The sequence below is a fragment of the Salinispora pacifica CNR114 genome, assembly GCF_000514775.1.
GTDB classification, from domain to species: Bacteria; Actinomycetota; Actinomycetes; order Mycobacteriales; family Micromonosporaceae; genus Micromonospora; species Micromonospora pacifica.
In genome coordinates, this window is record NZ_AZWO01000014.1 from 83,490 (window position 1) to 96,846 (window position 13,357).

A 13,357-nucleotide genomic window follows, 5' to 3' on the forward strand; every position below is an offset into this window, starting at 1 on the left:
TGCAGCAGCTTTTAACCCAGTGGCTCCGTCGGCGGCGGGTTCGCTCCGCCGGGGCCTCGGGGCTGCGACATTTCCTCTCCGGCCGCACGGTCCCGCGCGGTTCGGTGCGGTGCGTGACGAGGATTACGTTGCGGGAGTTCCGTGATGGCGCGGGTCGGGTGCTGGACGGGGTTGAGCGCACCGGTGAGCCGGTTGTCATCACTAAGTACGAGCGACCCGTGGGCCGTGGGCTCTGGAGTCGCTCGGATGGCTCTGAGCGTGTCCTCGGCCTGCTCTCCGACCCCTACCGCAGAGCTCGACCGAGATACGCGATGGGTCCGGGCTTCGATTGCATGTCGGTGACTGCCGGATCCCCTAACGCCTCGACGGCGACTAGTTGACTATTCACGCCGCTGGACACCGCAAAGACGTCGTCGCCAATCTCGGTCCGGCGGCCTTGTCCCGGGATCGGGTGCACTGGCCTTCTTGTCGCGTCAGGTTGCAGCGGTCATGGCGAGAAGACGTTGACGGGCTGCGCCCGCATCGCGCGTACCGCCTCGCCCGCGAAGAGACAGGCCGCTTGGTGCCCGGAGCCGATCTCGACCAGCACCGGGTCGGTCTGGGCGCAGTCAGGTCGGGCCTGCGGGCACCGCGTCCGAAACCGGCAGCCGGTGGGCGGGTCGATCGGGCTCGGGACATCACCGGCCAGGATGATCCGCTGACGACTACGCTGCACCGGCGGGTCGGCCACCGGCACCGCCGACAGGAGAGCGGCGGTGTAGGGGTGGGCGGGCTCCCGCCAGATCTGCGCCGGGGTGCCGCTCTCCACGATCCGGCCGAGGTACATCACGGCCACCCGATCGCTCATGTGCTCGACGGCGGCGAGATCGTGCGCGATGAAGAGGTAGGTCAGCCCGAGCTCTCGCTGCAGCCCGCGGAGCAGATTCATGATCTGCGCCTGCACACTCAGGTCCAGGGAGGCGATCGGTTCGTCGAGGACGATCAGGTCCGGCTCACCGGCGAGCGCCCGGGCGATGCCCACCCGCTGCCGCTGGCCGCCGGAGAGTTCGTGCGGGTGCCGTTCGGCGAGGTCGCGACGCAGGCCGACCAGGTCGAGCAGTTCGGCTACCCGGTCCCGCCGGGCCGCGCCGCTGGCGGCGAGCCGGTGCACGGCCAACGGCTCGGCGATACTCGCCCCGACGGTGTGCCGCGGGTCGAGGGATGCCTGCGGATCCTGGAACACCATGGCGACGCGGCGGCGCAGCCGGCGCAACCGCCGCCGCGACCAGCGGGTCACGTCCTGCCCCGCCACCTGGACCGTGCCGGCGGTCGGCTCGACCAGGCGCAGCAGCGCCAGCCCGGTGGTCGACTTGCCGCTGCCGGACTCACCGACCAGGCCGACGGTTTCGCCGCGGCGTACCTTGAGGGACACCCCGTCCACGGCGTGGACCACCCCCGCCGGGGTGGGGAACCACACCGCCAGGTCGGTCAGCTCCGCGAGCGCGTCGGTGGCCAGGCTCTCCCCGGTCACTAGGGCACCCTCTTCCGTGCGGGCCCGTGGATAGGGCTTGTGGTAGGAACTAGGCGGAAGCCGGGGTGACGGCCTATTTCGGTCGCCCTTCGCGGGCCTCGATGACACTGCCGCCCCCGGCTTCCCCGGAACCGTTGATCGATGACAGAGGGACGCGCCGTAGAGCGCCGGTTAGTGACCGCTCGACCGTCGGTTCCTTCGCCTCCGCCTGGGTCCTGCCTCGTGCTGCGAGTAGGAAGGCGACGGGGTTGTCGCTGGAAGATGGGCCGTTGTTCTTCGTCGGGGTCGACTGGGCCACCACCGAGCACGCCGTGTCTGTGCTGGACCGGGCCGGCGCTAAGGTCGCGGCGTTCACCGTCGAACACACCGCTGCCGGGTTCGCCCGACTGACTGCCCGGCTGGCCAAGCTCAGCGGCACCGAGTCGATACCGGTGGCGATCGAGCGTCCGGACGGGCGCCTGGTGGACGCCCTGCTGGAAGCCGGGCACCCGGTGATGCCGGTCAAACCGAACGCGATCAAGACCTGGCGTGAGGCCGAGGTGCTCTCCGGCGCCAAGTCCGATCCCGGCGACGCGCACGTAATCGCCGACTACCTGCGAGTACGCATCCACCGGCTGCGCCCAGCGGTCCCGTACTCGGGATCCACCAAGGCACTGCGGACGGTGACCCGGACCCGGGACGACCTGGTGGATGCCCGGGTGGCCGCGGTCAACCAGCTCGCCGCGCTGCTGGACACGCACTGGCCCGGCGCCAAGGCGATCTTCGCCAGCCTGTCCTCGGCGATCGCGCTGGCCTTCCTCACGAAGTACCCGACCGCTGCGGCGGCGGCCTCGTTGACCGAGGCACGGATCGCCGCGTTCTGCACCAAGCAGGGCTACTCCGGTAAGAAACCCGCCGCGGTCCTGCTGGCCCGCCTGCGCTCGGCGCCGGCCGGCACCACCGACCCCGACCTGTGCGAGGGAGTACGCGCGGCAGTGCTGGCCCAAATCGGCGTCATCAACGCGCTCAACACCGCGATCAAGAACCTCGACCGCGTCATCGCCGCCACGATGGACACCCACCCCGACGGGAAGACCTTCCGGTCCCTCCCCCGCGCCGGCACCGTCAACGCCGCCCAAATCCTGGCCGAATGGGGCGACGCCCGCGCCGCGTTCGAGCACCCCGACGCCATCGCCGCGCTGGCCGGGATCACCCCGGTCACCAAAGCGTCCGGCAAACAACGCGGCGTGTCGTTCCGCTGGGCCTGCAACAAACACCTCCGCCAAGCGATCACAACCTTCGCCGACAACAGCCGCCACGCCAGCCCCTGGGCCGCCGACATCTACAACCGGGCACGCGCCAGCGGCAAAGACCACCCCCACGCCACCCGCATCCTCGCCCGAGCCTGGGTCCGCGTCATCTGGCGCTGCTGGAAAGACAACACCACCTACAACCCGACCCTGCACGGCGGCAACCAACACCACACCAAACAGCAGCTCGCGGCCTGACTTCGATCTAGAGGTTGACACAGGGGATGTCATCGGTCCTCCCCGGTGGGCTGGCGCGGATAGAAGGTCCGGACCTGGTGCCCCGCCGATACCGGCACCAGTGGTGGCAACTCCCGCTCGCAGCGACTGTCTCCCCGAACCGAGCAGCGGGGCCAGAACGCACACCCCTCGGGAAGCTCCAGCGGGCTGGGGGGCGTCCCCGGGATGGTGACCAGTTCGGTGACGTTCGCGTCCGGGTCCGGCCGCGCCGCGAGCAGCGCGGCGGTGTACGGGTGCGCCGGTTCGGCGAAGACGGCGTCCACCGCCCCCTGCTCGACGATGCGACCGCCGTACATGACAGCCACCGTGTCGGCGAGCCCGGCGACGACGCCGAGGTCGTGGCTGATCCAGACGACCGCGGTGCCGAGGCGCCGCTGCAGGTCGGCGACCAGCTCGACGATCTGGGCCTGCGTGGTCACATCCAGAGCAGTGGTGGGCTCGTCGGCGATCAGCAGATCCGGCTCGCAGACCAGAGCCATGGCGATCACCGCGCGCTGGCGCATCCCACCGGAGAGCTGGTGCGGGTAGGCGTCCACCCGGTCGGCGGCGGAGGGGATGCCGACGAGTTCGAGCATCTCGATGGCGCGGGCCCGGGCGGCTCGCCGGGTCAGGCCGAGGTGGACCTCGCTGGCCTCGCCGATCTGGCGGCCCACGGTCAGCACCGGGTTCAGCGAGGTCATCGGGTCTTGGAAGACGAACCCGACGTGACGCCCCCGCATCCGCCGGCGACGTGCCGCCGACAGCGCGGCGAGGTCCGTACCGAGTAGCCGGACGTCTCCGGTGACCCGGGCCGCGCGGGGGGCGAGCCCGGTGGCGGCGAGCACGCTCATGCTCTTGCCGCTGCCGGACTCCCCCACCAGGGCCAGCGTCTGCCCGGCCCGGACCGACCAGTCGACGCCGGCGACCGCGCGGGCCGCTCCCCGGCGGGTACCGATCGTCACGGTCAGGTCCGCGACGGAGAGCACGGTTTCGTCGGTCATCCGGCGTGCCTCCTCGCCTCGCTGACGGTGAGCTGGCGAGGGTCGAGCACGTCGCGGAGCGCGTCTCCGACCAGGTTGAACGCCAGGACGGTGAGGAAGATCGCGGCACCGGGGAAGAAGCCCAGCCACCACGCCTCGGTGACGAATCCGCGCCCGTCGTAGAGCATCCGGCCCCAGGCTGGCTCGGGCGGCGGCACTCCCAGCCCGAGGAAGGAGAGCGCCGCCTCGGACAGGATCGCGAAGGCCAGCGAGAGCGACGTCTGGACGATCAGCGGAGCTGCGATGTTGGGCAGCACGTGCCGCCGCATGATGCGCAGATCCGACGCCCCGGTGGCGACTGCCGCCCGCACGAAGACCTGCTCGCGGACGGAGAGCACCCCGGCGCGGGTAACCCGGGCGAAAATCGGGGTGTAGACCACGCCGATCGCGACCATGGCGGTTCTCAGGCCCGGCCCCAGGACCGCGACGATGGCCACCGCGAGCAGCAGGACCGGGAACGCGAACAACACGTCCATGCACCGCATGAGGATGTTGTCCAGCCACCCTTGGTAGTAGCCGGCGAACAGCCCCAGTGTCACACCCACCAGCAGGGCGATTCCCACGCTGACCGCACCGACCTCAAGCGAGACGCGGGCGGCGACCAAGACCCGGCTGAGTACGTCCCGACCGATTTCGTCGGTGCCGAAGGGGTGCGCCCAACTGGGCGGCTGCAGCATCCGGTCGACGTTCACCTCGTTGATGCCGGCGGGGGCCAGCCAGGACCCGGCCAGGCCCGCCACGACCAGCAGTACGAGCACCACACCGCCGGTCACGGCCAACGGGTCGCGGCCCAGCGCCACCAGTGCCCGGCGCGACGTCGAGTCACCGTTTCCGCTCATCGCACCCGAATCCTCGGATCGAGGCGGGCGTAGAGGAGGTCCACCAGGAGGTTGACCAACAGGAACAGCGCCGCCACGAGCAGGATCGCCCCCTGGAGCACGGGATAGTCCCGGGCCTGCACCGCGTCGTAGGTGAGTCGGCCCACCCCGGGCCAGGCGAAGAGCACCTCGATCACGATCACGCCGCCGAGCAGGCTGGCCAGTTGCACCGCCACGACGGTGACCACCGGGATCAGCGCATTCCGCAGGACGTGCCGCACCACCACCACGCGGGTGGGCAGCCCCTTCGCCTCGGCGGTGCGGACATAGTCCTCAGCGAGCACCTCCAACACGGAGGATCGGATGAACCTGGTCAGGATCGACGCGGTGACCAGGCCGATCGTGACCGCCGGGAGAAAGACGTGCGACGCCCAGCCGACGGGATCCTCGGTGAGGGCCACGTACCCCGAGGGCGGAAACCAACCCAGCACCCCCGCGAAGAGCAGGATGCCCATGATGCCCATCCAGAAGTCCGGTACCGAGACCCCGAACTGGCTGAACACCCGCGCGGCGTGGTCGAACACCGAGCCGCTCCGCAGGGCCGAGAGCACCCCCAGTGGGAAGGCGACCAGAAGCGCGAAGACGACCGCGGTGATCGCCAGGGAGAGCGTCGCGGGCAGTCGCTCCAGCACGATCGCGGTCACCGGCCGACCGCTGCGGAAGCTGACCCCCAGATCACCGGTCAACGCCTGCCCGACGTAGCTGGCGTACTGCACCGGCAGCGGCTGGTCCAGTCCCGCCCGCGAGCGCAGCGCCTCGTACGTCTCGGGGTCGAAGCGGGTGCCGAGCGCCACCCGCACCGGATCGCCGGGGACGAGTTGCAGCAGCAGGAACACCACCAACGTCACACCGAGGAGGACGATGCCGGACTGGAGCAGCCGGCGCAGGAGGAAGCGGGTCACCCGGAGTGACCCGCCAACTCAGTGAGCATCACCAGCAAGGTCCCGCCACCTCACTGGGCAAGATCGACGTCACGGAACCGGATCGCCCGGTCGGCGCGGACCTCGTAGCCGCTGACCTGCGGCGACCAGCCCTGCACCACATCCGGGTTGTAGAGGTAGAGGTAGCTGGCATCGTCGACGATCTGCTTGGCCGCCTGCTCGTACTGCTGCTTCCGCGCGGCCTGGTCAGTCTCGGTCCGGGCCTGGTCGAGCAGGTTGTCCACGGCCGGGTTGCGGTATCCGTGGAAGTTGAAGGTGCCGGCGCTGTGGTGCTGGGCGTAGTAGAACTCGTCGGGGTCGATGTTGCCCAGCCACCCGAGCATGAACGAGTCGAAGTTCCCCTTGCCCTGCTCGTCGAGCCACTGGGCGAAGTCCAGCGTACGGATCTTGACAGTGATGCCGATCTCCTTGAGCTGCGCCGCGATGACCTGCGCCGCGGTCACCGTCTCCGGGTACTCGTTGGTGACCATCAGATCCATGGTCAGGTCGGTCCCGCCGGCCTCGGCCAGCAGCTTCTTCGCCTGGGCCAGGTCCTGCTGGTACGGCGTGTAGTCGTAGTAGTAGGCACTGTCCTTCGGGATGGCGGTCTGGTTGACCGTCGCCAGCCCGAACTTCGCGGCCTTGGTGATCGCCGCCCGGTCCAGCGCGAAGGCGATCGCCCGGCGCACGTTGACATCGTCGTAGGGCTTGCGAGCCTGGTTGAGAGCCAGGTACCAGTAGTCGCTCGACGCCGCGGAGCGCACGACGAGGTCGTCGTCCGCACGAAGCGCCGACACCTGCTGCGGCGGCAGGTTGTCGGTCCACTGCACCTCGCCGCCGCGCAGGTTCTGCAGGGCCACCGTCGGGTCCTGCACGAAGGTGAAGGTCACCCCGTCCAGCTTGGGCTTCGTGCCCCAGTAGTTGTCGTTGCGCACCAGCTTGGTGCTGTCCCCGGCGCGGTAGGAGGAGACGGCGAACGGGCCGCTACCGATCGGCTCCGTCTTCGCCGCCCCAGATTCCACGTTGGACTTCTTGACGATCGCCATCCCCTTGAAGCCACCGAGGCTGGCGAGCAGGTTCGGGGTGGGCGCGGTCAGCTGCACGACGACAGTGCCCGGATCCGGAGCCGTCACCGACTCGACGGTGGCGAACCGGTACGCGGCGTTCAGCTCCTCGTCGATGATTCGGTTGTACGAGTAGACCACGTCCTCCGCCGTCAGCGGGGATCCGTCGCTGAAAGTCACCTCCTCACGGATGGTGAACGTCCAGGTTAGTTGGTCATCGCTGGTAGTCCACTCGGTCGCCAGGGCCGGCTTCATCGCCAGGTTCGCGTCCGGCTCGACGAGCGTGTCGTAGACATTCTCGAGGACCTGGAAGCTGGGGTAGGCCGAGGTGTGGTGTGGGTCCAGTTGGTCCGGCTCCCCACTGATCGCGGCGGTGAGGATCCCACCGGCGCCGGTCTGCCCCCCGTCGACCGCGACGCCCTCCCCGGCGCTGCAACCCGCCAGCAGACCGAACGTCAGGGCGAGCGCGACACCGGCCCCCCGGAATCTCTTGCTGGACATGGTCCCCCCTGTGGACTCTTCCCGGCAAAGTGAACGATCATGTGAGTCTCACCCTCGAGCCGGACCATGTCAAAAATTTTGGGTGAATGCCTATTTGGGGGGGATGCCTACCCGACACCGGTGGTCAGCTGTCGGTCGCCACCCCCGGAACCGGGTCCAGCAGGGAATCCTCCGGACCCCAGCTACCCGCCGGGTACTCCCGCAGCGGCACCGCCCCCGCCCGCCAGCAGTCGAGCACCGGCGCGATGATCCGCCAGCAGTCCTCGGCGGTGTCCCCCCGGACCGACAGCGTGGGGTCGCCGTCGAAGGCGCCGCGGAGCACCTCCCCGTACGGCGGCAGACCCCCCGGGCCAAAGTCGGCCACCAGGTGTGCCTGGCCCAGTTCCAACGGGTTCCCGGGGCCGTTGATGTTCACGTCGAGGCCGAGCCGGTCCGGGCCGAAGCCGATCCGTAGCCGGTCGGGCTGGTCGTACCCGATCAGTCCGGACGGCACCCGGGGCGGTTGCTTGAACGTGACCACGGCCTCCTTGCGGCGGGCCGCGAGCCCCTTACCGGTCCGCAGCCGGAACGGCACGCCGGCCCAGCGCCAGGTGTCGACGCTGAGCACCACCTCGGCGAACGTCTCGGTACCCCGGCTCGGGTCGACACCGGGCTCGTCGGCGTATCCGGCCAGCCGTTTCCCGTTGAGCTCCCCCGCCGCGTAGCGACCCCGACGGCTCCAGGTCTTCGGGTCGTCCGCCCACACCCGGGTGGCCCGCAGCACCTGCGCCTTCCGGCCCCGCAGGTCCCGGGCATCGAGGGTGGGCGGGGCGTCCATCGCGATCAACGCGAGAACCTGGAGCAGGTGACTCTGCACCATGTCGATGAGCGCGCCGGCACCGTCGTAGTAGCCCGCCCGGCCGGCGAGTCCCAGCGTCTCGTCAAAGACAATGTCCACGCAGGCCACGTGCGCGGAGCTCAGCATCGGTTCAAAGATCCGGTTGGCGAAGCGCAGCCCGAGGATGTTCATCACCGTGGACTTGCCAAGGAAGTGGTCGATGCGATAGACCTGCTCCTCCGGCACCAGCCGGGCCAGCACCTCATTGAGGGAGCGGGCCGAGACAGCGTCGGTGCCGAAGGGCTTCTCCAACATCAGCCGGGTGCCCGGTGGCAGGCCGATCCGGGTTAGCGCGGCGGCGGCCTGGGCGGTAATCGCCGGCGGCAACGCGAAGAAGATCACGAGTTGGTGGTGACAGTTCGACAACAGCCGGCGTAGATCCTTCTCCTTCGTCACGTCGGCGGGCAGATAGCAGGTGGTGCGGACGAGTTCCTTGACCCGGGGACCGGTCGCGCCCGCCGCGGCGAAGGCGTCCGCCACCCGGCGACGCCAGCGCTCGTCATCCCAGTCCTCCGCGCCGCTGCCGAGCAGGGTGAGATTCGACCGGGCGCCGGGACCGGTGGCCACCAGCCGCCCCAGGCCCGGCAGCAACAGCCGGTCGGCCAGATCACCGCTCGCCCCCAGCAGGAGCAACGTCTGGGGGCGGTGATCCCCCCGATCGGCGGGGTGACCAGCGTGGTCGGACTGCGAGGTCGTCATACCCCCACCATGCCCTGCCGGACCGGTCGGTACGGCCTGGTTCGGCGGGGACCGCCCGCCAGTCACGTCAAGGCCCTCCCGGCCTCCGGCTCGACCGGGGGTAACGAGGTGAGGTCAAGCGTGCGCCGCCCCCGCGGCCAAACCCGCTGGTTCGGCTCCCGGGGGCGGCGTGCCCGTGGTCAGTGGTCGGCGGTCAGCGTTCGGTGCGGTCGGGGATCTCGGTGCCCGACTCCCCCGGCCGAGCACCGATCGACTCCTCAGCGGCCCGCCCACCGGTACTCTCATCACCCAGGGTGAGGTCACTGCGGGGCAGGCCGGCGAGCCCGGCCGGATCCCGGGTGGGCTGCTCGGCCGCCTCGCTGTCCGGTTCGGCCAAGCCGGCCCGGCTTAGCATCTCGACCAACTCATCGTGCGGCATGCGTTCGGTGTCCGCTATCCCGGCGCCACGCGCGATGGACCGCAGGGTAGCCAGATCCTGATCCGCGAAGGTTTCGGCCATACCGCTGGCTTCCCCGACGGGCCGACCAGAAACCTCTCCCGCCCCGCCCACGCTCTCCGCATCCGCCACGCCGGCGGAACCACCCCGGTCGCTCCGCCGGGCCGGGACCTCAGCTCCCCGGTTCCGCGTCCGGCCGTTCCGGCTCACCCCCGCGCTGGTAGCCCGGTTCCCGGCCGTCCTCGGGGCGAAGCCGCGTGCTGGCGAACGCCGCCGTGACCGCCGCGGAGAGCGCCTCGATGTCGTACGGGCCGTGGTGTCGGCGACCGTTGACGAAGAAGCTCGGTGTACCGGAGACGCCGCTCAGATCGGCCGAGTCGACATCCTCGGCGATCCGGGCAGCGCCGCGACGATCGGCGAGGTGTTCCCGGAACCGGTCCAGATCAAGGTCGAGTCGTTCGGCATACCGGAGCAGGTCGGCGGGGCGCAGCTCACCCTGGTTCGCCAGCAGCAGGTCGTGCATCTCCCAGAAGGCCCCCTGCTCTCCCGCTGCCTCGGCGGCCTCAGCGGCAACCTGGGCGTTGGGGTGCACCTCGGTGAGGGGTAGGTGCCGCCAGACGTACCGGATACTGGAGAAGTCGGCCAGCAGTTCCCGGACCGCCGGTTCGGCCTGCCCGCAGTAGGGGCACTCGAAGTCGGCGTACTCCACGACGGTCACCGGCGCCTCGCGTGGACCACGGACATGGTCCCGATCCGGATCGACCGGGACCATCAGGTCGATGATCCCCTCCGCGGCGCCCAGCAGCGCCCGGGACCGCCGCGCCGGGGCAAGCCGGGCGGCGAAACGGAACACCAACCAGGTGGTGAGGGAGGCGCCGACCGTCGCCACCAGAATGCCGACCTTCGCCTCTTCGAGGGCGGGTCCGTGGAGGGCATGGGTGGCGATCAGCAACGCGATGGTGAACCCGATGCCGGAGACGGTGCCGACTCCGATGATCGCGGCCCAGCCGACCGGTGCCCGGAATCGGTTCTGGCTGAGCCGGGGCACCAGCATCGAGGCGATCACGATTCCGGCCGGCTTGCCGACCAGGTAGGCGAAGAGGACGCCGAGGGTAACCGGGGAGGTCACCGCGCGAGCCAGAAGGTCACCGTCGACCACCACGCCGACGTTCGCCAGCGCGAACAGCGGCACGATCAGATAGCTGGCCCAGGGGTGGTAGATGTGTTGCAACCGGTCATTCGGGGACAGTGCCGCGGCGAGCCCCGCTCGCACCGAACTCGCCAGTTGCGGGCTGGGTTGCTCCCGGAACAGCCGGAACCGGTCGGCCGCCTGCCGTAGCTCGGTGCGCGCCGGGACGTAGGCGAAGGTGAGTAGCCCCATCACCAGACCAACCACCACGGGGTCAACCCCCGACTCCGACACCGCCAGCCACGCCGCCACCCCCAGCAGTAGGTACCCCGGCCCCCACCGCACACCGGCCGCGCGGATGAGCAGGACAAGCGCGAAGATGCCCACCGCGACGAACAACGCCGTCGGCGACGGGTGTTCCGGGTAGGCGATCGCCAGTACCACGATCACGATCAGGTCGTCCACGACGGCGACGGTCAGCAGGAAGTTCCGCAACCGGTCGGAGAAGCGGGGGCCGAGGACGGCGAGCATGCCCAACGCGAGCGCGGTGTCGGTCGCCATCACCACGCCCCAGCCCATGGCCGTCGGCTTCCCGGCGTTGAACGCCAGGTAGATCGCGATCGGCGCCAGGATGCCGCCGATCCCCGCCAGCAGCGGCAGCATCAACCGGCGCCGCTCCCGCAGTTCGCCCAGATCGAAGTCACGCCGCACCTCCAGGCCGATTACCAGGAAGAAGAACGTCATTAGTCCGCTGTTGACCCAGAACCGCAGATCGTGTGCGACCTGCCAGCTGCCGACTTGGACGGAGAAGGTGGTGCCCCACAGCGACTCGTACGACGACTCGTCGAGGTTCACCCACACGAGGGCGACCACGGCGGCGGCCAGCAGCACCCGCGCGCTGCCGGTCTCGGTGTGCAGGAACGCCCGCAGTGGGGAACTGCGCCGGCTGGCCCCGGTGCTCCGGGCGGACCACCGCCGCCCACGAGGAATTTCGCCCGTCACGTGAAGATCCTCCCCCACCGAACCGCGGGCTGGCATGATATCGGCAGCCGTCGCACCCGTGGGTTCTCGGGGTGCCGACGCGGCCGAAGCCGCTGAGCTCAGGTCGCGACGTGCCCGCAGCTCACCTGGTTGCCGCCGGCCCGCTTCGCGGCGTACATCGCGCGGTCGGCATCAGCCAGCGACATCCCGAGTGAATGGGCGGCTCCACTGGCGACCCCGACGCTGACCCCCGTCCGCCACGGCGTCAGTCCGCGCACGGCGGCGACGGCCCGACGGGCAACCTGTTCCGCGGCGGCGCAGTCAGCACCGGGGAGAATGGCGACGAACTCGTCGCCGCCCAGCCGGGCCACGAAGTCGCCCCGGCGGACGCTGGTCGTCAGCGCCTGCGCCACCGCGCGCAGCACCTCGTCCCCAGCGGCGTGCCCCTGCGAGTCGTTGATCCGCTTGAAACAGTCGACGTCCAGGGTGAGCACCGCGACCCGGTCGTCGTCGACGGTGCCCGGGTCCGCCAGCTTCCGCAGGAAGTTGTCGAGGCCCCGCCGGTTCGCCACCCCGGTCAGCGGATCGGTCCGTGCCGCCCGCTCGGCCTGCTCGTGCTGCCACCGCAGGACGTCGTACGACTGCATCGACACCGCCGCGTGCAGCCAGCGGTGCCGTTGGCGCCACAGCAGCTCCGCGAGCGCGTCGCCGTAGGTGAGTCCCGGCCCGGCATCGCGTGCACCATTCTTGGCCAGCAACACCGCGTGTGTCCGGTGCAACGCCGCCGACACCAGCCAGGCGACGTCGGATGACAGGTCGACGACGGCCTCCTCGATGACGCGCAGGGCTTCGTCCAGCCGACCGGAGCGGTTGAGCGCGACCGCGTGGAAAGGCCGGCACAGCAGCACCTCCGCCTGCTGCGCGGGCACGCCGAACGCCTGGAGTTGGGCGATGCACCGAGGGATGTCATCGGCCGCGCCGGTCGGATCCCGGCCTTCGGCACGCGCGGACGCCGCGAAGAGTAACCCCAGGTGCCGCCACACCTCCGCCTTCGGCCCTGAGGCCTCCGCCGCCGCCCGTACCGCGTAGTCCTCGGCCGCCGTGAGATGCTGCTCCGCCTCCGCCACCTGGCCGACCTGGTACAGCTCCAGGGCCCACGTCAGGTTACTTTCGGCGAGGTTGCACAGCCACATCGCCCGGTTGCCGTTGTCCGGGTACGTCGCCTGAAGGGTGGATTCGTACGCCGCCTGGAACTGGGGCTCGGCCAGCTCGTACAGGCGCAGCTGCGCGTACCCGATTGCGATCCCGGTGTGGGCGTTTCCCGCGATCACGGGGTCGGGTTCGCCGGCGAGCAGAGCGGTCTCCGCGGTGACCAGATCCCGGAGCACCGCGACGATGTCGTGCTCGCGGATGTCCAGGTCGCCGAGACGCAGCCGCCGGATGGCGCGCAGCGACAGCGCGCACGAACGCCATCCCACGCTGTGCTCGCGGTCGGCGGCGGCCAGCATCAGGTCGGCTGCGGTGACAGCGCCCCGCAGGTCACCCAGTCGGGTCAACGCCACAACGCGCGCGAAGTGCATCGCGGCTGGGCCGTCGCAGATGTCCCCGGTCGGTGTCCGCAGCGCGGACTCGGCGGCCACCAGCACCTGGGCCGCGCCGCCGGCCTGTGCCTCCTCGAGGAGGCACAGGGCCCGGAGGGTGACGTCGTCCATCCGGTCTCCTCAGAACAGCCCGATGCTAGCGGCAACGACCCCGTTTTGGCACCGCAACCATGATCCCGTCGGCCCGGTTCGCGGTCGAGCGACGTCGGATTCCCG

10 protein-coding genes and 1 pseudogene are annotated in these 13,357 nt (G+C 70.3%); 2 read left to right on the plus strand and 9 right to left on the minus strand.

The window, feature by feature from the left end; translation table 11 throughout:
- Positions 1–128: 128 nt before the first annotated feature.
- A pseudogene (locus B118_RS30185) lies at positions 129–221 on the plus strand (prevent-host-death family protein); the annotation flags it as partial.
- Positions 222–487: 266 nt separating this feature from the next.
- Here B118_RS30185 and B118_RS0110485 read toward each other — a convergent pair.
- Positions 488–1,510 (minus strand): ABC transporter ATP-binding protein, encoded by a 1,023-nt coding sequence (locus tag B118_RS0110485; RefSeq protein ID WP_028192742.1) that lies wholly within the window; start codon positions 1,508–1,510, stop codon positions 488–490.
- Between the two features lie 248 nt (positions 1,511–1,758).
- Between B118_RS0110485 and B118_RS0110490 the strand changes: the two genes are divergently transcribed.
- The gene (locus B118_RS0110490) at positions 1,759–2,997 is read left to right on the plus strand and encodes an IS110 family RNA-guided transposase (protein ID WP_028192743.1); all 1,239 of its coding nucleotides are present in this window, start codon (positions 1,759–1,761) and stop codon (positions 2,995–2,997) included.
- 29 nt (positions 2,998–3,026) lie between these two features.
- Here the strand turns inward: B118_RS0110490 and B118_RS0110495 are convergent, their stop codons facing one another.
- The 8 genes from B118_RS0110495 to B118_RS0110530 form a co-directional block, all read right to left on the minus strand.
- A complete protein-coding gene (locus tag B118_RS0110495; RefSeq protein WP_018828395.1) occupies positions 3,027–4,016 on the minus strand; it encodes an ABC transporter ATP-binding protein in 990 nt (329 codons plus the stop codon).
- On the minus strand, positions 4,013–4,894 hold the full coding sequence (locus tag B118_RS0110500; RefSeq protein ID WP_018828394.1) for an ABC transporter permease: 882 nt from the start codon (positions 4,892–4,894) through the stop codon (positions 4,013–4,015). Before B118_RS0110500 ends, B118_RS0110495 begins: the two co-directional genes overlap by 4 nt.
- A complete protein-coding gene (locus tag B118_RS0110505; protein ID WP_018220363.1) occupies positions 4,891–5,835 on the minus strand; it encodes an ABC transporter permease in 945 nt (314 codons plus the stop codon). The genes B118_RS0110500 and B118_RS0110505 overlap by 4 nt, the downstream gene beginning before the upstream one ends.
- 50 nt (positions 5,836–5,885) lie before the next feature.
- Positions 5,886–7,418, minus strand: coding sequence for an ABC transporter substrate-binding protein (locus B118_RS0110510; protein ID WP_028192744.1), 1,533 nt, complete (start codon positions 7,416–7,418; stop codon positions 5,886–5,888).
- Between the two features lie 124 nt (positions 7,419–7,542).
- A complete protein-coding gene (locus tag B118_RS0110515) occupies positions 7,543–8,994 on the minus strand; it encodes a glucose-6-phosphate dehydrogenase (protein WP_018220365.1) in 1,452 nt (483 codons plus the stop codon).
- Positions 8,995–9,187: 193 nt separating this feature from the next.
- Positions 9,188–9,493 (minus strand): hypothetical protein, encoded by a 306-nt coding sequence (locus B118_RS0110520; RefSeq protein WP_018725485.1) that lies wholly within the window; start codon positions 9,491–9,493, stop codon positions 9,188–9,190.
- A gap of 109 nt (positions 9,494–9,602) precedes the next feature.
- The gene (nhaA, locus tag B118_RS0110525; protein ID WP_028192745.1) at positions 9,603–11,561 is read right to left on the minus strand and encodes a Na+/H+ antiporter NhaA; all 1,959 of its coding nucleotides are present in this window, start codon (positions 11,559–11,561) and stop codon (positions 9,603–9,605) included.
- A 98-nt stretch (positions 11,562–11,659) separates the two neighbouring features.
- Positions 11,660–13,252, minus strand: a complete 1,593-nt coding sequence (locus tag B118_RS0110530; protein WP_018810233.1) for a GGDEF domain-containing protein — start codon at positions 13,250–13,252, stop codon at positions 11,660–11,662.
- Positions 13,253–13,357: the final 105 nt, after the last annotated feature.